This window comes from Ralstonia insidiosa (assembly GCF_008801405.1).
GTDB classification, from domain to species: Bacteria; Pseudomonadota; Gammaproteobacteria; order Burkholderiales; family Burkholderiaceae; genus Ralstonia; species Ralstonia insidiosa.
On the sequence record NZ_VZPV01000001.1, the window covers coordinates 2,955,606 to 2,976,140 of the forward strand.

A 20,535-nucleotide genomic window follows, 5' to 3' on the forward strand; every position below is an offset into this window, starting at 1 on the left:
ATAACCCGTTTTCATGCACAATTTTTTGCACCACGGATTTTGATTGTGCAGAACGGGGCCGCCGGGGCCTGCACACTCGCCCAAAGTTAGGTGCTTGGGACTCACAAAAATAGAAAGGAGTCACTGTGTCGGTCTACCCAATCAAGTACAAAGTTTTGAACAAGGAGACTGGCCGCAAGGTCAGCGTCACCAAGTGGCGTGTCCAGATTCGCAAGGGAGGTGAGAACATCTCCAAGCTCTTTGATGAAGAGTCTACCGCTAGGTCATGGGAAGAGCAGGAACTTCACCGCATCAACACTGGTGTTCCTCAGAATCTCATTTTTGACATGAAGTATCAACTTGAGATGCCGAACATGCGGCAGCTTCTCAAGGATTCCCGTCTCTCAGAAGAGGTTGCAGGAACGATGATGGAGCCGCCCTTAATCTGGACACGCTGGGCGAACTTATGAGCGATCTTGGCATAGCCATTGGTAGTCTTTGCCTTGGACTTCACACGGAAGTCATAGCACGCATCGATGCGTGCTTTGATGGGAGGGATCGACCTGGCAAGCTCAAGCTGCTCGTCCTCAATCCATAGGCACTGGCGTGGATTAGGTCGGACTCAATGATGTCCTTGACTCGTTTGGAAGAAGGCTCCTTCAGGCCGCGATCCAACCACCTTCACAGAGATTGCCAATGCCACGAAAAGGCAGCACAAGTACACCTCTGGTGTTATCGCCTTTCGTGATGGTGTTGAATCCAAATCTGTCACACCAGAACAGATCACCACACTGATCGAAACCTTCCGCTCTACCTTCATGCCAGGCCTTGAGGTGGACAAGAATTTCGCTGACTTCTGGGTTCTGCACCGCGACAAATCCAACGTTGAGTTGCATTTCCTTGTTGCAAATACCGAGTTGAAAACCGGCCAGCAACTGAACATCCATCCCCCCGGCCAGAAGAACATCGATTTTTTCAATGCTTTCAGTGCGGTCATGAATGACAACTTCGGTTTTGCTCAGGTGGTCCCCGATCCACTTAAGATCGCCTTGAAACCGTTTGAGGCCAAGTCACCCAATGGGAAGAAGGATAAGAAAGCAAAGAATGACTTTGCCCAAGTGCTTCATAGCGAGATCGTCAATGGCGCCATCAGCAACCGCAATCAGTTGATCGGCTACATGAAACGCCACGGGCTTGATGTGCAGGCTGTTGGTAGCGAGTTCGTCACCGTTCGCCTACCTGGTGCTGGCAGGAACACCCGTCTGAAGGGACCTCTGTTTTCCAAGGACAGCGATTACGCCGCACTCGTGGCAGAGCACCACCAGTCCAAGATTTCGAAGTTCCTAACCCCGGCAGAAGCCAAGGATCAGCAGGAGAAGCTGATCGTCGGTATCCGCGCCAGAACAGTTTTCAATCAACGCCGCTACCTGACCCCTAAGCCTGGCGCGAAACGCACTCATAGTGCCAGCAAGCTACCGACTGCGAATCTCCCACACCGAGTGGCACGCCGCCAGGATGAACAGGATCAGAAGGTCAAGCCGGTGACGTCTCTTTCTACCACTGGCTCCTTGCACATACTGCATCGCCCGGCAGCCAAACCAAACAGCCTAGAAATCGTTTTATCCGTTATGCTGCTCATTCTGTCTCCGCTTCATCATCCCACTTCCGCAGAAGAGCCAGCTTCTCACCAATCTTGATCTCAAGACCTCTGGGAACAGGCTGATACCAACCGGGCTCTTGCATGCCTTCGGGTAGGTAAGACTCACCAGCCGCATAGGCATTAGGTTCATCATGAGCATAACGGTATTCATGCCCATAACCTAGTTCCTTCATCAGTTTTGTCGGAGCATTGCGAAGATGTACCGGCACCTCTCGGCTCTTGTCCTGCTTCACAAAAGCACGAGCCTGGTTATAGGCCATGTATCCAGCATTGCTCTTGGCAGCTACAGCCAGATAGATGACCGCTTGACCAAGGGCCAACTCACCTTCAGGACTACCTAGCCGTTCGTAAGTTAGGGCTGCATCGTTTGCTATCTGCATGGCTCTTGGATCAGCCAAGCCAATATCTTCCCACGCCATGCGCACAATGCGGCGGGACAGATACCGAGGATCAGCACCACCGTCCAACATGCGAGTCAACCAGTAGAGGGCAGCATCAGGATGGGAGCCACGAACAGACTTGTGAAGGGCGGAGATCTGGTCATAGAAGTTGTCGCCACCTTTATCAAAACGCCTTGCATTGAGTGACAAGGCGTTCTGTATGAAGTCAGCATCAATCTTCTGAACACCAGCGGCACCAGCAGCCGTCTTGCATTGTTCAAGCAGGTTCAAGAACCTTCTTGCATCACCGTCTGCATAGCCAACAATGGTATCTACAGCTTTCTCTTCAAACTCCAAATCACCAAGAGCTTTCTCTTGTGCCCGCTTGAGCAGCAGCTTCAATTCTTCATCTGTCAGCGACTTCAAGACATAGACCTGAGCCCGCGACAACAAAGCCGAGTTCACTTCAAAAGAAGGGTTCTCAGTCGTAGCACCAATGAAGGTGAACAAGCCTGATTCAACATGAGGCAACAGAGCATCTTGTTGAGACTTATTGAACCTGTGAATTTCGTCTACGAACAAGATCGTGTTCTTGCCCTGTGCAAGATATTGCCTTGCTTGTTCCATTGCCTCTCTGATGTCTTTGACACCAGACAAGACAGCAGACAGAGCGATGAACTCACACTTGAAGGCACTGGCAGTGAGGCGTGCCAATGTGGTCTTGCCCACACCGGGAGGCCCCCAGAAGATCATGGAGTGCGGCTTGCCCGACTGGAAAGCGAGTCTCAGCGGCTTGCCTTCACCCAGCAGATGCGACTGCCCAATGACCTCGTCCAAGGTCTTGGGACGAAGGGCTTCAGCCAGTGGTGCAGAGGGCTCTTGTGCGAACAGATCAGGCATGGCTTGCCCCCTCAGAACAATGGGGAAGCCCAAAAATTTGCACAACGAGCCTTGTAAGCCGTTGATTTATAAATGACTTGACAGCTTTGTTGAATCGATGGACCTCGTCGACGAACACCAGCGTGCGGCGGCCGTTGGCGCGGAACTGCTCTGCGCGCTCGACGGCCTCGCGGATGTCCTTCACGCCCGACAGCACGGCGGACAGCGCGATGAACTCGGCATCAAAGGCGTGCGCCATCAGCCGCGCCAGCGTGGTCTTACCCACGCCGGGCGGGCCCCAGAGGATCATCGAATGCGGCTCGCCGGAAGCAAAGGCCACGCGCAGCGGCTTGCCCGGCCCCAGCAAATGCTGCTGGCCGATCACATCGTCAGCGGTATGCGGGCGCAGGCGCTCGGCCAGCGGCATGTGAGCGGGCGCGTCCGGGAAGAGAGAAGCAGAAGCGTTCATGCGAGGGATTGTCGCAGAAACCGCTCTGGCGCCGGACCCACCCCGTTGAATCAGGCAGCACGGACGCCAAGGGGCGGCTCAGTGACCGCCGGCTGACGCCGCCCAATCCAAACAACGCACACCAACGACAGTGCCGCGAACCCTGCATAGAACACCGCCATCGGCCACCACTGCGGGAAGAACTGGTCCGCCAGCACGGTCGCCAGCAGCGGCGTCAGGCCGCCAGCAAATGCGCCGCACACCTGATACGACAGCGAGATCGCTGTGTAGCGGATGCGCGCCGCAAACATTCCGGTCACAAAGCCCGCGATGATCGCGTAGTAGCCCGATTCAGCCAGCGTGGCGATTGCAACACCTGCAAACACGGTACCCGGCTGCCCCATACGCACCAGCGGCAGCATGATGAACGGCACAACGATGGCAAAGGCCGCGAGAATCGTCAGCATGCGGCGCGTACCGAAGCAGTCAGCCAGGTATGCCGCACCCAGCTGCACGAAGAACTGCAGCACCGCCACCCAGAACATGCAGTCGAGAATCATCGCGCGATCCAGCTGCAGGTATTGCGTGGCGTACGAGATCATGAAGATGTTGCTGAAGTACACGCCTGCGATGCCATACACGTTGGCGCCAATGGCCAGCACGATCAGCGGCCATACTTTGAGCGCTTCGGCCAACGGCTGCTTGGCAACATCACCCGTCGCCTGCATCGCCTCGAACTCCGGCGATTCATTGACCGACATGCGGATTACGAAACCCACCGCCAGCAGCACCGCACTGGCCAGGAACGGCAAACGCCAGCCCCACGCCATGAAGGCATCGGGCTCCAGCCGGCTGACGGCGGAGAACGCCAGCATCGACAGAATCAGCCCACCCGCGCTACCCAGTTGCGCGAACGACGCGAAGAACGTGCGGCGCCCCTTGGGCGCGTGCTCGCCTGCCAGCAACACCGCCCCGCCCCATTCACCGCCGACGGCAATGCCTTGCAGGACGCGCAGCACCACCAACGCCACCGGCGCGATCCAGCCGGCCTGCGCGTACGTGGGCAGGCAGCCGATCAGCACGGTCGCAATCGCCATCAAGGTGAGTGTGCCCATGAGCGCGCGCTTGCGGCCAAGGCGGTCCCCGATGCGGCCAAACAGCATGCCGCCGATCGGCCTTGCAAGAAAGCCGATGGCAAATGAGCCGAACGACGCGAGCAAACCCAGCAGACGGTTCTCACCGGGAAAGAACAGCGGCCCGAATACGAGCGCCGCGGCGGTAGCGTAGCTGTAGAAGTCGTACCACTCGATGGTGGTGCCGATGAAGGATGCCATCGCGGCGCGGCGTGGCTGGGCAACGGATTGAGGGGTGGCCATCATGTCTCCTCGTTGTTGTTATGGGTGCTGTCTGGGTGCTATCTGGTCGATACGTCAGGCGCGATATTCGACGCCCGGCAACACACACAGCAGCTCGAACGCAAGGTTGGCCCCCAGCAGTGCAGTCGTGCCGAACGGGTCATACGGCGGCGACACTTCAACGAGATCCGCCCCCACGATGTCGAGCCCACGCGCGCCGCGCACGATCTCCAGCGCCTGCGGCACGGTCAGCCCACCGATCTCGGGCGTGCCGGTGCCGGGCGCATAGGCGGGGTCGATGCCGTCGATGTCGAAGCTGATGTAGACGGGGCCGCCCTGCACGCGCTCGCGCACCTCTTCCATGAGCGGCACAAGCGAACGGTGCCAGCATTCCTCGGCGGTCACCACGCGGAAGCCCTGCTGGCGGCACCAGTCAAAATCCTCTGCCTCGTAGCCGGTGCCGCGCAGACCGATCTGCACGACGCGGTTGCAATCGAGCAGCCCCTCTTCCACCGCTCGGCGGAACGGCGTGCCGTGCGCGATCTTCTCGCCGAACATGGTGTCGTTCACATCGGCGTGGGCATCGATGTGGATGAGCCCGATGCGGCCGTACTTGGCGTGCATGGCGCGCAGAATCGGCAGCGTGACGGTGTGATCGCCGCCCAGGCCGATGGGCCGGCAGCCACCGGCAATGATGTCGCGGTACGCGGCCTCGATGCGATCAATGGAGTCGTGCAGGTTGTACGGATTGGTCGCCACATCGCCGATATCCGCCACGCGCAGCGAATCGAACGGCGCCGCGCGCGTGGCCATGTTGTACGGGCGCAGGAGCACGGATTCTGCACGGATCTGGCGCGGCCCGAGGCGCGCGCCGTTACGGTTGGACGTGCCCAGATCGAACGGCACGCCCACAAAGCAGGCGTCCAATCCGGTGGTCGATTCAGCAGCGGGCAGCCGCATCATGGTGGCGATACCGCCAAAGCGCGGCATGGCATTGCCGGACATTGGCTGGAGGGGTTCGGCGTGGTCGTTCATGGCAGTCGATTCGTCACATCGCGTTACAGCGATGCGATTTGTGGAGGTTGCGTGCATTCTTGCTGATCAACTCTGCACATAGAATGCGAAATCTCCGAATCAAACATCGATTTCTGTCGATGTATCGACCGTGCTTGGACAACCCTCTGATCTGGATTTGCGGCTGATCCGCGTCTTCCTCGCCGTGGTGGACGCGGGCGGAGTGACGCCTGCGCAGGCCACGCTCAATGTCGGCCAATCGACCATCAGCACGCAGCTCTCAACGCTGGAAACGCGCCTGGGTTATCGCCTATGCGAGCGCGGGCGCAGCGGCTTCCGACTGACTGCACGCGGCGAACAGTTCGTGGACTCGGCCCGCAAGCTGCTGGCCGCGCTGGACACGTTCGGCGCAGAGGCGCGCAAGGTCGGCCGTACGCTGGTCGGTACGCTCAATCTGGGGCTGATCGGCCATGCGCCCGTCAATGCCAATGCGCGCATCAGCCAGGCCATCGAGCGCTTTCGCCAACGGGATGAATCGGTGCATTTCACGGTGTCGGTGCGGCCGCCGGGCGAGCTGGAAGGGCTGCTGCTCGATAGCAAGATCCACATGGCCATCGGCTATTTCTGGCATCGCATGCCGACACTGGAGTACACGACGGTCTTTCACGAGACGCAGCTTGCGTATGTGGGACGTGGGCATCCGCTGTTCAACAGGGCTGGGGGCGTGTCACCTGCAGAAACGCTCACCCACGCCTGGGCGTGGCGCAGCTATCCATTGCCCGAGGCGGCAGGCTCACCGGCCGAGCGGCTGGTGACCGCGGTGGCGGACAACATGGAAGCGGTGGCGATGCTGGTGCTGTCAGGTCGGCATCTCGGCTATCTGCCTGAGCACTTTGCCGCACCGTATGTGGCGCAGGGCCTGCTGGCCCCGCTTGCACCGAAGGCGATGCGCTACGACGTGCCGTTCGACATGGTGGTACGCCGAGACGCTCGGCGCAACGATCTGCTGGCCGCCTTCATTGCGGACATGAAGGCGGCACACGCATAAGGGATGGACGTGTGGGCAGACAGCGCGCTCAGTTCGACGCGCGCTGCGCCAGTCCCATGAATTCCTTGGCGGGCAGCGGGCCGTGGCACGACTGCGTGCCGTCTGCCTCGCGCAGCAGCAACCACACGCTCTCGCTACCCGGTGGCTGAATCACAAACGGCTTACGCAAGGCGGCCTCAGGAATACGCGGGTCTTGCGCATTGGGCAATGCGACAACCTGCGCGGCATGCCCCTTGACCAACGCGGCGCACTCCGCATCCGATAGCTTCGTGACCCGCAGGAAATCCTTGTTGACCAGCACCTCCGGCAGCACCGTGTCGGGCGCGGTCAGGAACGAATCGACGTCAAAACGGGACGCACCCGTGGCGGCGCATCCCGCAAACACCACCGCTGTGGCGGCAACAACGGCTGCACGCTGCAGCGATGTGGCGGACGGCAAAGGCATGGTCGGTCTCCCTATCGAAAACCGGCCCCTACGCGTTACTGCTTGATAACGTCAGCCCCCTTGGGCGGCACGAAGCGGAACGCGTTGGCCGGCAGTTGTGGATTCTTCTGAATGTTCGAGAACGTCAGCAGTGTGGTGTTCCCGAAGGCATCACGCAGCTCCATTCCCTGCAGCTCACCACTGCGGAAACCGATGGCGATGCGCTCGAACTGCGTGTCCTTTGCTTTGGGCGTGAGTTCAACCCAGTCGATGCCGTCCTTCGTCCCGCCTTCCTTGAGCGTGAAGTTCTTGGCAAGGTCATTGCTGCCGAACAGGATGGCAGCCGGGCTGGAGCCGAGCGATGCATCAAGCTTGCGCTCGGTCACCTGGCTCAGGTCCTTGTCGTAGATGTAGAGCGTCTGGCCGTCGGCCGACAATTGCTGCTCATACGGCTTCACATAGCGCCAGACGAAGCGACCCGGGCGCGAGAAAGAGAAATCACCGCTGGAGGTGCCCGCCAAGCGCAGCGGGTTGCCATTGGTGCCGCCCTTGACCTGGCGCTGCACGAATTCGCCGCGCGCGGTGGTGACATTGCTCACGAAGGCGTTGAGCTGCTCGACCGCGCCCGCATAGGCACCGGCCGACCACGCCGCCAGCGATACCAGCCCGGCGGCCATCAGGTGACGTGCTTTCAACACAAACATAGGAATCCCGGTTTTCAGTTGATCTTGTTGTTAGTGGCCGGCCGCACCCGAACATTCCGTCGATGCGGTAACGCGATGTAACCGCAACATGCGCGCAGCGTCATTCCTCTTCGACGACGTTGCCGTTACGGTTGGGCGCCAGAATTTCGCGGTTGCCGTTGCCAGACATGGCAGAGACGAGGCCCGCCTTTTCCATGTCTTCGAGCAGGCGCGCGGCGCGGTTGTAGCCGATGCGCAGGTGGCGCTGCACCAGCGAGATCGACGCGCGGCGGTTCTTGAGCACCACGTCGACGGCCTGGTCGTACAGCGGGTCTGCTTCGCCGCCGCCAGCGCCAACGAGGCCCGCACCACCGCCAAAGCCGTCGCCGCCACCCTCGCCATCAGCCACGCCGCCTTCGAGAATGCCCTCGATGTAGTTCGGCTCGCCTTGCGATTTGAGGTTGTCCACCACGCGGTGGACTTCGTCATCCGACACGAAAGCGCCGTGCACGCGCACCGGCAGGCCGGTACCGGGCGCCAGGTAAAGCATGTCGCCCATGCCCAGCAGCGCTTCTGCACCCTGCTGATCCAGGATCGTGCGCGAGTCGATCTTGCTGCTGACCTGGAAGGCGATCCGCGTCGGCACGTTGGCCTTGATCAGGCCGGTGATCACGTCCACCGACGGACGCTGCGTCGCCAGCACCAAATGGATACCTGCGGCACGCGCCTTCTGCGCAATCCGTGCGATCAGTTCTTCGACCTTCTTGCCGACCACCATCATCAGGTCGGCCAGCTCGTCGATCACGATGACGATCATGGGCAGCTTGTCGAGCGGCTCCGGCGCGTCGGGCGTCAGGCTGAACGGGTTGGGAATCTTCTCTTCGCGCGCGGCGGCTTCTTCGATCTTCTTGTTGAAGCCGGCCAGGTTGCGCACGCCCATCTTGCTCATGAGCTTGTAGCGGCGCTCCATCTCGCCCACCGCCCAGTTCAGGGCGTGGCCGGCCTGGCGCATATCCGTCACCACCGGGCACAGCAGGTGCGGAATGCCTTCGTAGATGCTCAGTTCCAGCATCTTCGGGTCGATCAGGATCAGGCGCACCGCATCGGCCTTGGCCTTGTACAGCAGCGACAGGATCATCGCGTTGATGCCGACCGACTTACCCGAGCCCGTTGTACCGGCCACCATGCAGTGCGGCATCTTGGCCAGATCGGCCACCACCGGCTTGCCGGCGATGTCCTTGCCGAGCGCCATCGTGAGCTGCGAGGCGCTCTCGTTGTAGACCTGCGAACCGAGAATCTCCGACAGGCGTACCGCCTGACGCTTCGGATTCGGCAGCTCCAGGCCCATGAAATTCTTGCCCGGAATCGTCTCCACCACGCGGATGGAGACCAGCGACAGCGAGCGCGCCAAGTCCTTCGCCAAATTGACGATCTGACTGCCCTTCACGCCCGTGGCCGGCTCGATTTCGTAGCGCGTGATGACCGGGCCCGGATAGGCCGCCACCACCTGCACTTCCACGCCGAAATCCTTGAGCTTCTTCTCGATCAGGCGCGAGGTGAATTCCAGCGTCTCGGCACTCACGGTTTCCACGACGGTCGGAATTGGGTCGAGCAGCGCCAGCGGCGGCAGGTCCGAGTCATGCATGTCGACAAACAGCGGCTGCTGCTTCTCGCGCTCCACGCGGTCGCTCTTGACCACGGCTGTCGGGCGCACGATCTGCACCGGCGGCGATTCTTCAATGCGCACGCGGCGGGTTTCGACCACCTCTTCGCGCTCGACCTTGGCTGCTTCGCCGATGGCACGGTCCTGCTTGTCCTCGCGGCGCGTCTTGAAGCCGACAAACAGCATCTCGACGCCCGCGCCGATCTGCTCAGCCAGGTTCAGCCACGAGAAATGGAAGAACAGCGACAGCCCCACCGTAAACATCAGCAACAGCACCAGCGTGCCGCCGGTAAAGCCCAGCGAATGCTGCATCGCCCCGCCAATCAGGTCGCCCAACACCCCGCCCGGCGCCCGCGGCAGCTTCATATGCATGCTGTACATGCGGATGGCCTCCAGCCCCATGCTGGAGGCCAGGATGAGCGCAAAGCCGATCCAGGTGACGCTGGCGTCCACGCGCGGCATGGCCGAAGTTGCCCGATTCGGTGGCAAGCGCTCATCCGACATCAACTCTCGCCAGCCACGCCAGACGCGGCGCACCAGCAGCAATGCCCACCAATAGGCGGAGGCACCAAACACGAACAACAACAGGTCTGCTAGCCATGCCCCCACGCGCCCGCCCAGGTTGCGAATTTCGTCGACCTGGCTGGCGTGGGTGAAACCGGGGTCCGCCCGGTTGTATGACAGCAGGATGATCAGGAAGGCGATGGTCACCGCCAGCAACAGGAACCAGCGGACCTCGCCCAGCAGGCGCCCAATGCGGGACGGCAGCGCGGCGGGGTCGGTACGGGTTGTCGGAGTGGTGGAAGCTCGGGCCATGCGGGAGACGGGTGCGCCGCTTGGGCGAGCCCGCGCGGCTTAAAGACAGCACAAATACGATGCCAAGGATTGTAACGCGCCCCTATCACTGCCATTGGAATTTACAACCGGGCGGACGAGGGGGTGCCACTTTATAATGTCGCCCATTGTCTCCATCTACCTCGCCTCACCTACCCTGCACGGCGACAGTTTCATCCCTCTCGCCAAGCAACTACGGAACGCATCATGGCAAAACACGCAAAAGTGCTGATCCTCGGCTCCGGCCCCGCTGGCTACACGGCCGCCATCTACGCCGCCCGGGCCAACCTGAACCCGGTGCTGGTTACCGGCCTGGCCCAGGGCGGTCAGCTCATGACCACCACCGACGTGGAAAACTGGCCCGCCGACAAGGAGCACCTGCAAGGCCCCGAGCTGATGCAGCGCTTCCTGGAGCACGCCGAGCGGTTCAACACCGAGATCGTGTTCGACCACATCCACACCGCGCACCTGAATGAAAAGCCGATCCGCCTGATTGGCGATTCGGGCGAATACACCGCCGACGCACTGATCATCTCCACCGGCGCCTCGGCCCAATACCTGGGCCTGCCGTCGGAAGAGAAATTTGCCGGCCGCGGCGTGTCTGCCTGCGCCACCTGCGACGGTTTCTTCTACAAGGGCCAGGAAGTGGCCGTGGTGGGCGGCGGCAACACCGCTGTGGAAGAAGCGCTGTACCTGGCCAACATCGCCAGCAAGGTCACGCTCATCCACCGCCGCGACAAGTTCCGCGCCGAGCCGATCCTGATCGACCGCCTGCACGAGCAGGAGAAGAAGGGCAAGATCGAGATCAAGACCAACATGGTGCTCGACGAGATCCTGGGTGATGACTCGGGCGTGACGGGCGCCCGCCTGAAGGGCACGCACGAGAACGAAGGCAAGACCGAAGAGATCAAGGTGGCAGGCGTGTTCATCGCCATCGGCCACAAGCCGAACACCGATCTCTTCAAGGGTCAGCTGGAAATGAACGAGACCGGCTACATCCGTACGCAGAGCGGCCTGGCCGGCAACGCCACCGCCACCAACATCCAGGGCGTGTTTGCTGCCGGCGACGTGCAGGACCACATCTACCGCCAGGCCATCACCAGCGCCGGCACGGGCTGCATGGCCGCGCTGGACGCCCAGCGCTACCTGGAAGGCCAGGAGTAAGTCTCCTGCCCCCGGGTTTCCCGGGTCCAAACAACGCGGCCGATGGGACACCATCGGCCGTTTTGTCATGCGCGGCGCCTTCGTATAATCGACGCACGCTCCACCCTGATTCGCTTGCCCCGCCTGCTGCCATGAAACGCGCCCCTACCCCCGCCAACAAGCTCAGCCTGACCGACCTGGGCAAGCTGCGCGAACAGCTCAAGCACGAAACCGAGGCACGCGAGGCCGAACGCCAGCGCGCCGAAGCCGCTGCGCGCAAGGCAGAAGAAGAGGCCAACGTGTTCCGCGCCAACGTCGGCGAGGTGAACGCGCTGCGCCAGAACAAGCGCGTCGAGCATCCGCGCAATCCGCCTGCCCCCGACCCCGTGCATTCACGTGCGGAAGACAAGCGCGTGCTCGATGCCTCGCTGTCGGACGAATTCGACGTCGACAACCTGCTGGAGACCGACGACACGCTCTCCTACCGCCGCCCCGGCATCGGCGAGGACGTGCTCAAGAAACTGCGCCGCGGCGAGTGGGCCACGCAAGACCAGATCGACCTGCACGGCCTGCGCCGCGAAGAAGCGCGCGAGGCGCTGGCCGCCTTCCTGCGACGCGCCGTGCAGCGCGGCATCCGCTGCGTGCGCGTGATCCACGGCAAGGGCCTGGGCTCACCCGACAAGACACCCGTACTCAAGGGCAAGGTGCGCTCGTGGCTGGTGCAGAAGGAAGAAGTGATTGCCTTTGTCGAGCCGCGCAACACGGCCGGCGGTGCGGGTGCTGTACTGGTGCTCCTGCGCCAGCCGCACGGTTCCTGACGCGTTCATCTTCCCATCGCCCCCAATAACAAGAACAACACGCCCATGCACGTAACTCGCCTGCAGTTGGTGATGCACTGGATGGAGATCCTCGCGGTCTTCTCATTCGCCATCTCGGGGCTGGCTGAGGCGAAGCGGCGCCGGCTCGATGCCGTGGGCGCGTTCATCGTGGCCTTCCTGACGGCCTTTGGCGGCGGCACGCTGCGCGATCTATTGCTCGATCGCCGGCCTTTCTACTGGGTCGAGCACGAGCACTACCTGCTCGCGCTGTTCATCATGAGCCTGTTCGCCAACTGGGTGATCCGGCTGGTGAGCCAGCTTGTGTCCGACCGCGTGCTGATCGTGGCAGACGCCATTGGCATGGGCCTGTTTGGCGTGCTGGGCACGCAACTGGCGCTGGATGCGGGCGTACCGATCTTCGTGTCGGTGATGATGGGCGTGATCACGGCGGCCTTTGGTGGCCTGCTGCGCGATGTGGTCTGCAATGAAGTGCCCATGCTGCTGCGGGATAACCACCCGTACGCGACCTGCGCGTTTCTCGGGTGCTTCCTCTACGTCGGGCTGACGTTCACGGACTTGCTGCCGAGCGTGTCCGTGGTGATCGCCACGCTGGCAATCGTGATCGGGCGGCTGGTGACGCTGCGCTGGAACATCACCTTACCGCGCTGATCGGTAGCGGCCGGCGCGAGCACGCCGGCCAGACAGGTCGCTTAGACCGCGGCTTCGTCCTTCTCGCCGGTGCGGATGCGGATCACCTGCTCCACCGGCATCACGAAGATCTTGCCGTCGCCGATCTTGCCGGTCTTGGCAGCCTTGACGATGGTGTCGATCACGTTCTCGACCTGGTTGTCGGCCACCACCACCTCGATCTTGATCTTCGGCAGGAAGTCGACCACATACTCAGCACCGCGATACAGCTCGGTGTGGCCCTTCTGGCGGCCGAAACCCTTGACCTCGGTGACGGTCAGCCCGGTCACCCCCACGTCGGCGAGCGACTCGCGCACTTCGTCCAGTTTGAAGGGCTTGATGATGGCGGTGATCTGTTTCATGGGTGTCTCGCTAACTAGTTGGTGAGGTATTCAAGCGTCCAATAATACTGGAGCCGGTTAATGCGCACATCCTGGGCGATGCCAGCCACCGTTTGCAGCAGCGTCGGATCGTCGGGAAAGTTCTTCAGGACATCGTGCTCGCTGCCGTCACTTAAGGGCCGGCGCTGCCACGTGTTGCCATGCTCGTCGTTGTAGGCAACGGGCGTGCTGGAACCAAACACATACTGGTTATCAAACCACAGCACCCGCACGCCGGGCCCGAGCACGCGGTGCAGCCCTTCGATGTGCTGACGCAGGTGCTGCAACGGCACGTGCGACCACCAGCAGCCTGCCGTCATCACCTCGAACGTGCCCGGTGCGAACGGCAGCGCATCGTTGTCGGCCCGTACGAACGCCGCGCCGGCAATGCCCTTACCGCGCGCGATGCGCAACACGGTGTCGTTGTAATCCGCGCCGACAATGCTGCGCGCATCCGCCATCGCCTCGGTCCAGAAACCGGTACCACAAGCCACGTCCAGCACCCGCGCGCCACGCGTCACGTCACGCACGCGCGCCTTCAACCACGCCAAATCACCCTGCCGCTCGGGCTTCGTATAAATCCGCTCGTATTCGGGGGCACGTTTGGCGTAGTAGTCGAGCATGGTCTTCGGTGCTTATTCCTTGAACCGCGAGGTGATCGGGTACCGCCAATCGCGCCCAAACGCGCGCTGCGTCACACGCACGCCCACCGGCGCCTGACGGCGCTTGTACTCGTTGATCTTGATGAGGCGCACGATCTTCTGTACGTCGGCTTCGGCAAATCCAGCGGCGATGATGTCGCTCACGCGCTGGTTCTGCTCCATGTAGCGCTGCACGATGGCGTCGAGCGCGTCGTACTCGGGCAGGCTGTCCTGGTCGGTCTGGTTCTCGCGCAGCTCTGCCGACGGCGCACGCGTCAGGATGCGCTCCGGAATCACCTCAGACAGCGTATTGCGGTAGCGGCACAGCCGATAGACCAGCGTCTTGAAGATGTCCTTGATGACAGCGAAACCGCCGGCCATGTCGCCGTACAGCGTGCAGTAGCCGACCGCCATCTCGCTCTTGTTGCCGGTGGTCAGCACAATGCGGCCAGACTTGTTGGACAGCGCCATCAGCAGCGTGCCGCGGATGCGCGCCTGGATGTTTTCCTCCGTCGCATCTTCCGGCAGACCACGGAATTCTTCCGCCAGTGCGCCCCTGAACGCATCGAACATGGGCGCGATGGGGATTTCGTCGTATTGCACACCCAGGCGGGCAGCCATGTCGCGCGCATCCACCCACGAGATATCGGCCGTGTAGCGCGAGGGCATCATCACCGCGCGCACGCGATCGGCGCCCAGCGCATCGACGGCAATCGCCAGCACCAGCGCAGAATCCACGCCACCCGACAGGCCGATAATCGCGCCCGGGAAACCGTTCTTGCCGAGGTAATCCCGCACACCCAGCTTGAGCGCCTCGTACACCTGCGCCTCCAGCGAGGCTTCCGGCACGATCGTGCCGGGCAGCGCCTTGCCGCCGGCGAACTGCACGGTGCCGACGCCCTCGACAAACTGGCCCATCTGCACGACCACCTTGCCCTCGGCATCGAGCACGAACGAGCCACCGTCGAACACGAGCTCATCTTGGCCGCCAACCAGGTTCACGTACACATGCGGCAAGCCCGACTCCTTCACGCGCGCACCGATGATGCGTTCGCGCAGGTCTTCCTTGTCCAGGTGATACGGCGAGGCGTTGGGAATCAACACCACCTGTGCGCCGGCAGCCTTCGCGTAAGCGGTGGCCGAGGGGTACCAAGCGTCTTCGCAAATGATGATGCCGAAGCGCGTGCCGTCCACCTCGAACACAAAGGGTTCGGTGCCGGGCTGGAAGTAACGCTTCTCGTCGAAGACTTCGTTGTTGGGCAATTCGAGCTTGTTGTACCGGCCGACCACACGGCCGTCCACAGCCACGGTGGCGCTATTGGTCGGTTTAGGCAGCACGCCGGGCGCTGGGGCTTCCAGCGAGATCTGCGGGTGCCCGATCAGCACGTGCAGGCCTGGGAAGGCCGCCAACTCGGCGATCAACGCATCGAGCGCGCGGGCGCTGGCGTCGATAAAGGCCGGGCGCAGCAACAGGTCTTCGGGCGGATAGCCGGTAAGCGACAGCTCCGGCGTGAGGAGAATGCGCGCACCAGCCTGGTGCGCCTCACGCGCAGCGGCGACGATGCGGGCAGCATTGCCGGCGAAATCGCCGACGGTGCAGTTGATCTGGGCGAGAGCGACAGTGACGGTCATGGGGGCAATATGGGATGCAAGCGCAGCACCCCGGGCTGGAATTAGAATCGGCGGCATGACTTCCCGCCCCCTTGTTCCCGAGCCCGAAACCCGCGCCGGATCGCAGCATTATCGCATGCGGCTTGTGACCGATCTGCGCGACATCGGCCGCGACGCGTGGGACGCCCTGCTCGCCCAGCAGCCCGAGGCCACGCCCTTCCTGCGCTACGACTTCCTGCACGCCCTGCACGAGAGTGGCAGCGCATCGCCCGACACGGGCTGGTCGCCGCAATACCTGACGTTGTGGGAAGACGGCGACGATGGGCACACAGGAGAAACGCTGGCCGCGGCGGCGCCGCTGTACGTGAAGGGCCACTCCTATGGCGAGTACGTCTTCGACTGGGCCTGGGCCAACGCGTATGCGCAGCACGGGCTGGAGTACTACCCGAAGTGGTTGTCCGCCATTCCCTTCACGCCGGTGCAGGGCGCACGTCTGCTGGCGCGTGGTGCTACGGCGCGCGCCGCTCTGCTTGACACCCTATTGGCGGTGGCGCAGCAAAGTGAGTTGTCTTCGCTGCACGTGCTGTTCCCGACTACGGATGAGGCCGAACAGATGCGCGCCGCCGGCATGTTGCTGCGGCAAGGGGTGCAGTTTCACTGGTGCAATGCGGGCTTCGGCAGCTTCGACGATTTTCTTGCCGCCTTGGAGCAGAAGAAACGCAAGAACATCCGCGCCGAACGCCGCCGTGTGCATGACGCCGGCATCACCTTCCGCCACGTCCCCGGCGCGGCGGCCACCGATGCCGACTGGCGCTTCTTCCACCGTTGCTACCGCACCACCTACCGCGAACATCACTCCTCGCCGTACCTGAACCTGGAGTTCTTCCGCCAGATCGGCCAGTCGATGCCGGAAAACCTGCTGTTGGTGATTGCCTCGCGCGCGGGCAACGACATCGCCAGCGCGCTGCTGGTGGTCGATGCACGGCCGGAAGCGTCGGTCATGTACGGCCGCTACTGGGGCGCGATCGAGCATCACCCCTGCCTGCACTTTGAGACGGCGTACTACCAGCCGCTGACGTACTGCATCGAGCACGGCATCCGCACGTTCGAGGGGGGTGCTCAGGGTGAGCACAAGATGGCGCGCGGCTTTGAACCGGTGGCGACGCTGTCAGCGCATTGGCTCGCGCATCCGGGCTTTGCCGATGCCGTAGGCCGGTTCCTCGACCGCGAGACGGCCGGCATGGAAGCGTATCTGGACGAACTGACGGATCGCTCGCCGTTCAGGCAGCGTCCGGAGTAAACAACCGGGGAAAGGACCGCGAAGGCCCGAGAGACGGCGTCCGCCACAACGGCGGACGCGAAACAGCTTAGCGTGCGGCCAGCTTCTGTGCGGGGACCGGGCACTGCGCCGGGCAGGCACCCGCAGTCGGCAAGGCGCCAGCAGGCGCGACACCACGTTCGCCAGCATGCGCTGCATCGGCCGGGCCAGCAAGCAACGCCCACACGGTAAAGGCGATCATGGCCATGAGAGAAAGCACGGGAACGGCAACGGTCTTGTTCAACATCGCAGTACCAAGGGTTGGAGTCAAACTTGTCCGGGAGTCTAGAGGCGCCGTTTCCGACGGGCAAATGAGCGTTACTTAAATCTCTGTATAGCGGGATTGCGTCGCCCCTTCATGCATTACATGAAGAAACACCCCGGAGAATGCATGATGCGATATTCGCTCGCCACAAATGGCTGCACCATGCGGGTTGGTGGGTAGTGCGACATTGCAGTCATTTCGACCCTCCAAACAAAAAATCCCGGCCATCCTTACGGATGCCGGGATTTTCCTGCTCAGGCGTACAGCAAATTCGTCAGGTGTCTTACTTCTTATAGTTGGCGACGCCGTCAACGATTTCCTTGTGGGCTTCTTCAATGCCGCCCCAGCCTTCGACCTTGACCCACTTGCCGGCTTCCAGCGCCTTGTACTGCTCGAAGAAGTGCTTGATCTGGTCCAGCAGGTTCTGGCCGATGTCGGACAGGTCCGTCATGTGCGCGGTGGCGGGGCTCAGCTTGTTGACCGGCACGGCGACCAGCTTGGCATCCACGCCGGACTCGTCCGTCATCTTCAGCATGCCCAGCACGCGGCAGCGCACCACGCAGCCGTGGATCAGCGGGAACGGCGTGACGACCAGCACGTCCACCGGGTCACCGTCGCCCGACAGCGTCTGGGGGATGAAGCCGTAGTTGGCCGGATAGCGCATGCCGGTGCCCACGAAGCGGTCCACGTGCAGCATGCCGGTTTCCTTGTCGGCTTCGTACTTGACCGGGTCGCTTTGCGCCGGAATCTCGATGATGACGTTGAAGTCGTTGGGGATGTCCTTGCCCGGCGAGACGTTGTTGAAGCTCATGGAAATGCTCCGGAATGCGCGAAGTGCGTAAAAACGCGACGCAAATGGTTGAAAGAAGGCTCGAAAACTGTCGGCGGGCATTATAGCCCCTGACGCCCGGCAACCCTGGCGCACCCGTGCGAAAATCGCGCGTTGCCGATCTTCTGCAGGAACCCCCCATGCACGCCCAGCACTTCATCGCCAACCGCTTGATGTCGCCCGATTCGGGCATGCGCATCAAGGTGTTCGACCCGTCCGACGGTCAACCGTTTGCCGAGATCGCGCGCGGCAATGCCACCGACATCTCCGTGGCCGTGCACGCCGCGCGGCGTGCCTTTGAAGGCGTCTGGGGCCAGTTGAGCCCCGCCGAGCGCGGCCGGCTGCTCATGCGCGTGGCCCTGCGCCTGGCCGATCACGAAGAAGAGCTCGCCCGCCTGGAAGCCCGCGACACCGGCAAGCCCATGCGCCAGGCCCGCGCCGATGCCCGCGCCATCGCCCGCTACTTCGAGTTCTATGCCGGAGCGGCGGACAAGCTGCACGGCCAGACCATCCCCTATCCGGCGGATACCACCGTGCTGACCGTGCGCGAGCCGCATGGCGTGACGGCGCACATCATCCCCTGGAACTACCCGATGCAGATCTTCGGGCGCAGCGTGGGCGCCGCCTTGGCTGCGGGCAACGCCTGCGTGGTCAAGCCGGCCGAAGATGCGTGCCTGTCGATCCTGCGCGTGGCCGAACTGGCTGCCGAGGCGGGGTTGCCCGATGGCGCACTCAACGTCGTGACGGGCTATGGTCATGAGGCGGGTGCAGCACTGGCGGCGCATCCGGGCATCAATCATGTGTCGTTTACCGGGTCGCCGGAAACGGGCAAAGCCATCGTGCGCGCGGCGGCTGAAAACCACGTGCCCGTCACGCTGGAACTGGGCGGCAAGTCTCCGCAGATCCTGTTTGCCGATGCGGATCTGGAGGCAGCGATCCCGGCCGTGGTCAACGGCATCATCCAGAACGCAGGGCAGACGTGCTCAGCCGGCAGCCGTGTGCTGATCGAGCGCAGCATCTACGAGGCGGTGCTCGATCAACTGGCCACGGTATTCGAATCGATCAAGGTCGGCCCCGCATCGCTGGACCTGGATTGCGGCCCGCTGATCAACCCGAAGCAGCAGCAACGGGTGTGGGATTTCGTCTCGGATGCCCAGCACGCCAACATTCCGGTGATGGCGCAAGGGCAGGTCGTGCCGGAGGCGCCCGAGACCGGCTACTACCAGGCGCCGATGCTGTTGCGCGACGTCCCACACACGCACCGCCTTGCGCAGGAAGAGGTGTTCGGCCCGCTGCTGGCCGCCCTGCCCTTCGATAGCGAGGCGGAAGCGCTCACGCTCGCCAACGGCACGCCGTATGGGCTGGTGGCCGGTGTGTGGACGCGTGACGGCGGGCGGCAGCTTCGCCTGGCCCGCAAGCTCAAAGCCGGTCAGGTCTTCATCAACAACTACGGCGCAGGCGGCGGCGTGGAGCTGCCTTTTGGCGGCACGGGCCAGTCGGGCCACGGGCGCGAGAAAGGCTTCGAGGCGCTGTATGGTTTCACCACCTTGAAGACCATCGCCATCCGGCACGGCTAGAACAACACAAACAACACAAACAACACAACACCACGAGGAGACACCATGCGGCTTGCCGGCAAGATCGCCATCGTCACAGGTGCCGGCTCGGGCTTTGGCGAAGGCATCGCCAACACCTTTGCCCGTGAAGGCGCACGCGTCATCGTCAATGACTTGAACACCGAGGCCGGCGAGCGCGTAGCCGATGCCATCCGCGTGGCCGGCGGCGATGCGCATTTCGTGCATGCCGACGTGTCGGACGGTGATTCGGTCGCCAAGCTGCTGGGCGCGACGCTCGCGCGTTATGGCGATCTGCACATCGTCGTGAACAACGCCGGGACCACGCACAAGAACAAGCCGCTGCTGCAGATCACCGAAGACGAATTCGACCGTGTGATGGCGGTCAACGTGAAGAGCATCTACTGGACAGCGCGCCACATGGTGCCGCACTTCCGCGAGCGCGGCGGCGGTGTGTTCGTCAACGTGGCGTCCACGGCGGGCATCCGGCCGCGGCCGGGACTCGTTTGGTACAACGCCAGCAAGGGTGCTGTCATCACGGCCAGCAAAGCGATGGCAGCCGAGCTGGGCCCGGACAAGATCCGCGTGAACTGCGTGAACCCGGTGATGGGCGCCACGGGCCTGATCGAGCAGTTCATGGGCATGCCCGACACGCCCGAGAATCGTGCGCGCTTTCTGGCGACGATTCCGATGGGGCGGCTGTCCACGCCGCAGGATGTGGCCAATGCCTGCTTGTACCTGGCCTCGGATGAGGCGGAGTTCATCACCGGCACGTGCCTGGAGGTGGACGGCGGGCGCTGCGTATAGTCGTCACTGCGAACCCTGCAGCAGGGCAGCTTGGCAGGGCCACGCGAGAAGGCGCAGAATGCGGTGGCGGTTTTCCGGGCCGATGTTGGTGACGA

At 62.5% G+C, this 20,535-nt stretch carries 22 protein-coding genes; 9 read left to right on the plus strand and 13 right to left on the minus strand.

Going from position 1 to position 20,535, the window contains the following annotated elements; translation table 11 throughout:
• Window positions 1-125: 125 nt before the first annotated feature.
• The gene (locus F7R11_RS14020; protein WP_064804489.1) at window positions 126-449 is read left to right on the plus strand and encodes a hypothetical protein; all 324 of its coding nucleotides are present in this window, start codon (window positions 126-128) and stop codon (window positions 447-449) included.
• Here F7R11_RS14020 and F7R11_RS27525 read toward each other — a convergent pair.
• Window positions 335-571 (minus strand): type IIL restriction-modification enzyme MmeI, encoded by a 237-nt coding sequence (locus tag F7R11_RS27525; RefSeq protein ID WP_390624425.1) that lies wholly within the window; start codon window positions 569-571, stop codon window positions 335-337. The genes F7R11_RS14020 and F7R11_RS27525 overlap by 115 nt on opposite strands.
• A 241-nt stretch (window positions 572-812) precedes the next feature.
• On the opposite strand from F7R11_RS27525, the gene F7R11_RS14025 reads away from it, so the two are divergent.
• Entirely contained in the window at window positions 813-1,676 is an 864-nt protein-coding gene (locus F7R11_RS14025) for a relaxase family protein (protein WP_390624422.1), read from the plus strand.
• Here the strand turns inward: F7R11_RS14025 and F7R11_RS14030 are convergent.
• The 4 genes from F7R11_RS14030 to speB form a co-directional block, all read right to left on the minus strand.
• The gene (locus F7R11_RS14030; RefSeq protein ID WP_064804497.1) at window positions 1,615-2,919 is read right to left on the minus strand and encodes a replication-associated recombination protein A; all 1,305 of its coding nucleotides are present in this window, start codon (window positions 2,917-2,919) and stop codon (window positions 1,615-1,617) included. The genes F7R11_RS14025 and F7R11_RS14030 overlap by 62 nt on opposite strands.
• Complete coding sequence (locus F7R11_RS14035; protein ID WP_064804499.1) at window positions 2,912-3,325, minus strand: AAA family ATPase; 414 nt, start codon at window positions 3,323-3,325, stop codon at window positions 2,912-2,914. The genes F7R11_RS14030 and F7R11_RS14035 overlap by 8 nt, the downstream gene beginning before the upstream one ends.
• Window positions 3,326-3,417: 92 nt before the next feature.
• Complete coding sequence (locus F7R11_RS14040) at window positions 3,418-4,722, minus strand: MFS transporter (protein ID WP_064804501.1); 1,305 nt, start codon at window positions 4,720-4,722, stop codon at window positions 3,418-3,420.
• A gap of 54 nt (window positions 4,723-4,776) precedes the next feature.
• The gene (speB, locus tag F7R11_RS14045) at window positions 4,777-5,736 is read right to left on the minus strand and encodes an agmatinase (RefSeq protein WP_064804503.1); all 960 of its coding nucleotides are present in this window, start codon (window positions 5,734-5,736) and stop codon (window positions 4,777-4,779) included.
• A gap of 130 nt (window positions 5,737-5,866) precedes the next feature.
• Here speB and F7R11_RS14050 point away from each other — a divergent pair, with 130 nt between their 5' ends.
• Window positions 5,867-6,763, plus strand: a complete 897-nt coding sequence (locus F7R11_RS14050; RefSeq protein WP_064804505.1) for a LysR family transcriptional regulator — start codon at window positions 5,867-5,869, stop codon at window positions 6,761-6,763.
• A gap of 28 nt (window positions 6,764-6,791) precedes the next feature.
• Here the strand turns inward: F7R11_RS14050 and F7R11_RS14055 are convergent, their stop codons facing one another.
• From F7R11_RS14055 to F7R11_RS14065, 3 genes are all read right to left on the minus strand, one after another.
• Complete coding sequence (locus F7R11_RS14055; protein WP_064804508.1) at window positions 6,792-7,208, minus strand: hypothetical protein; 417 nt, start codon at window positions 7,206-7,208, stop codon at window positions 6,792-6,794.
• Between the two features lie 35 nt (window positions 7,209-7,243).
• The gene (gene lolA / locus F7R11_RS14060) at window positions 7,244-7,891 is read right to left on the minus strand and encodes an outer membrane lipoprotein chaperone LolA (protein WP_064804510.1); all 648 of its coding nucleotides are present in this window, start codon (window positions 7,889-7,891) and stop codon (window positions 7,244-7,246) included.
• Between the two features lie 100 nt (window positions 7,892-7,991).
• Window positions 7,992-10,349, minus strand: a complete 2,358-nt coding sequence (locus F7R11_RS14065; protein ID WP_064804512.1) for a DNA translocase FtsK — start codon at window positions 10,347-10,349, stop codon at window positions 7,992-7,994.
• A 225-nt stretch (window positions 10,350-10,574) separates the two neighbouring features.
• On the opposite strand from F7R11_RS14065, the gene trxB reads away from it, so the two are divergent.
• The 3 genes from trxB to F7R11_RS14080 all read left to right on the plus strand — a co-directional run bounded on the left by trxB (window position 10,575) and on the right by F7R11_RS14080 (window position 12,997).
• Window positions 10,575-11,531, plus strand: coding sequence for a thioredoxin-disulfide reductase (gene trxB, locus F7R11_RS14070; protein WP_021195598.1), 957 nt, complete (start codon window positions 10,575-10,577; stop codon window positions 11,529-11,531).
• Between the two features lie 131 nt (window positions 11,532-11,662).
• Window positions 11,663-12,328, plus strand: coding sequence for a Smr/MutS family protein (locus tag F7R11_RS14075; RefSeq protein WP_064804514.1), 666 nt, complete (start codon window positions 11,663-11,665; stop codon window positions 12,326-12,328).
• Between the two features lie 45 nt (window positions 12,329-12,373).
• Window positions 12,374-12,997, plus strand: a complete 624-nt coding sequence (locus F7R11_RS14080; RefSeq protein ID WP_031329582.1) for a trimeric intracellular cation channel family protein — start codon at window positions 12,374-12,376, stop codon at window positions 12,995-12,997.
• Window positions 12,998-13,038: 41 nt separating this feature from the next.
• On the opposite strand, the gene glnK is transcribed toward F7R11_RS14080, so the two are convergent.
• From glnK to F7R11_RS14095, 3 genes are read right to left on the minus strand one after another with little or no spacing between them, the layout of a single operon-like run.
• Complete coding sequence (glnK, locus tag F7R11_RS14085; protein ID WP_021195601.1) at window positions 13,039-13,377, minus strand: P-II family nitrogen regulator; 339 nt, start codon at window positions 13,375-13,377, stop codon at window positions 13,039-13,041.
• A 14-nt stretch (window positions 13,378-13,391) separates the two neighbouring features.
• Window positions 13,392-14,018 carry a class I SAM-dependent methyltransferase gene (locus tag F7R11_RS14090; protein ID WP_064804516.1) on the minus strand — a complete coding sequence of 209 codons (627 nt, stop codon included), beginning with the start codon at window positions 14,016-14,018 and terminating at the stop codon, window positions 13,392-13,394.
• Window positions 14,019-14,030: 12 nt separating this feature from the next.
• A complete protein-coding gene (locus tag F7R11_RS14095) occupies window positions 14,031-15,668 on the minus strand; it encodes an NAD+ synthase (RefSeq protein ID WP_064804518.1) in 1,638 nt (545 codons plus the stop codon).
• A gap of 55 nt (window positions 15,669-15,723) precedes the next feature.
• Between F7R11_RS14095 and F7R11_RS14100 the strand changes: the two genes are divergently transcribed.
• The gene (locus tag F7R11_RS14100) at window positions 15,724-16,947 is read left to right on the plus strand and encodes a GNAT family N-acetyltransferase (protein WP_064804520.1); all 1,224 of its coding nucleotides are present in this window, start codon (window positions 15,724-15,726) and stop codon (window positions 16,945-16,947) included.
• 67 nt (window positions 16,948-17,014) lie between these two features.
• Here the strand turns inward: F7R11_RS14100 and F7R11_RS14105 are convergent, their stop codons facing one another.
• Window positions 17,015-17,212, minus strand: coding sequence for a hypothetical protein (locus tag F7R11_RS14105; protein WP_037011969.1), 198 nt, complete (start codon window positions 17,210-17,212; stop codon window positions 17,015-17,017).
• A gap of 301 nt (window positions 17,213-17,513) precedes the next feature.
• Window positions 17,514-18,041, minus strand: coding sequence for an inorganic diphosphatase (gene ppa / locus F7R11_RS14110; protein WP_021195606.1), 528 nt, complete (start codon window positions 18,039-18,041; stop codon window positions 17,514-17,516).
• A gap of 158 nt (window positions 18,042-18,199) precedes the next feature.
• On the opposite strand from ppa, the gene F7R11_RS14115 reads away from it, so the two are divergent.
• Both F7R11_RS14115 and F7R11_RS14120 read left to right on the plus strand, forming a co-directional pair.
• On the plus strand, window positions 18,200-19,636 hold the full coding sequence (locus F7R11_RS14115; protein ID WP_064804522.1) for an aldehyde dehydrogenase family protein: 1,437 nt from the start codon (window positions 18,200-18,202) through the stop codon (window positions 19,634-19,636).
• 45 nt (window positions 19,637-19,681) lie between these two features.
• The gene (locus F7R11_RS14120) at window positions 19,682-20,440 is read left to right on the plus strand and encodes an SDR family oxidoreductase (protein WP_064804525.1); all 759 of its coding nucleotides are present in this window, start codon (window positions 19,682-19,684) and stop codon (window positions 20,438-20,440) included.
• Window positions 20,441-20,535: the final 95 nt, after the last annotated feature.

What these genes read in the sequence shown, in the direction of transcription:
- ppa (WP_021195606.1), bottom strand. Translation starts at nt 18,041, where the DNA reads ATGAGCTTCAACAACGTCTCGCCGGGCAAGGACATCCCCAACGACTTC.
- trxB (WP_021195598.1), top strand. Translation starts at nt 10,575, where the DNA reads ATGGCAAAACACGCAAAAGTGCTGATCCTCGGCTCCGGCCCCGCTGGC.
- F7R11_RS14095 (WP_064804518.1), bottom strand. Translation starts at nt 15,668, where the DNA reads ATGACCGTCACTGTCGCTCTCGCCCAGATCAACTGCACCGTCGGCGAT.
- glnK (WP_021195601.1), bottom strand. Translation starts at nt 13,377, where the DNA reads ATGAAACAGATCACCGCCATCATCAAGCCCTTCAAACTGGACGAAGTG.
- F7R11_RS14030 (WP_064804497.1), bottom strand. Translation starts at nt 2,919, where the DNA reads ATGCCTGATCTGTTCGCACAAGAGCCCTCTGCACCACTGGCTGAAGCC.
- F7R11_RS14120 (WP_064804525.1), top strand. Translation starts at nt 19,682, where the DNA reads ATGCGGCTTGCCGGCAAGATCGCCATCGTCACAGGTGCCGGCTCGGGC.
- F7R11_RS14080 (WP_031329582.1), top strand. Translation starts at nt 12,374, where the DNA reads ATGCACGTAACTCGCCTGCAGTTGGTGATGCACTGGATGGAGATCCTC.
- F7R11_RS14065 (WP_064804512.1), bottom strand. Translation starts at nt 10,349, where the DNA reads ATGGCCCGAGCTTCCACCACTCCGACAACCCGTACCGACCCCGCCGCG.
- F7R11_RS14105 (WP_037011969.1), bottom strand. Translation starts at nt 17,212, where the DNA reads ATGTTGAACAAGACCGTTGCCGTTCCCGTGCTTTCTCTCATGGCCATG.
- F7R11_RS14055 (WP_064804508.1), bottom strand. Translation starts at nt 7,208, where the DNA reads ATGCCTTTGCCGTCCGCCACATCGCTGCAGCGTGCAGCCGTTGTTGCC.
- F7R11_RS14075 (WP_064804514.1), top strand. Translation starts at nt 11,663, where the DNA reads ATGAAACGCGCCCCTACCCCCGCCAACAAGCTCAGCCTGACCGACCTG.
- lolA (WP_064804510.1), bottom strand. Translation starts at nt 7,891, where the DNA reads ATGTTTGTGTTGAAAGCACGTCACCTGATGGCCGCCGGGCTGGTATCG.
- F7R11_RS14090 (WP_064804516.1), bottom strand. Translation starts at nt 14,018, where the DNA reads ATGCTCGACTACTACGCCAAACGTGCCCCCGAATACGAGCGGATTTAT.
- F7R11_RS14040 (WP_064804501.1), bottom strand. Translation starts at nt 4,722, where the DNA reads ATGGCCACCCCTCAATCCGTTGCCCAGCCACGCCGCGCCGCGATGGCA.
- F7R11_RS14035 (WP_064804499.1), bottom strand. Translation starts at nt 3,325, where the DNA reads ATGCCGCTGGCCGAGCGCCTGCGCCCGCATACCGCTGACGATGTGATC.
- F7R11_RS14100 (WP_064804520.1), top strand. Translation starts at nt 15,724, where the DNA reads ATGACTTCCCGCCCCCTTGTTCCCGAGCCCGAAACCCGCGCCGGATCG.
- speB (WP_064804503.1), bottom strand. Translation starts at nt 5,736, where the DNA reads ATGAACGACCACGCCGAACCCCTCCAGCCAATGTCCGGCAATGCCATG.
- F7R11_RS14115 (WP_064804522.1), top strand. Translation starts at nt 18,200, where the DNA reads ATGCACGCCCAGCACTTCATCGCCAACCGCTTGATGTCGCCCGATTCG.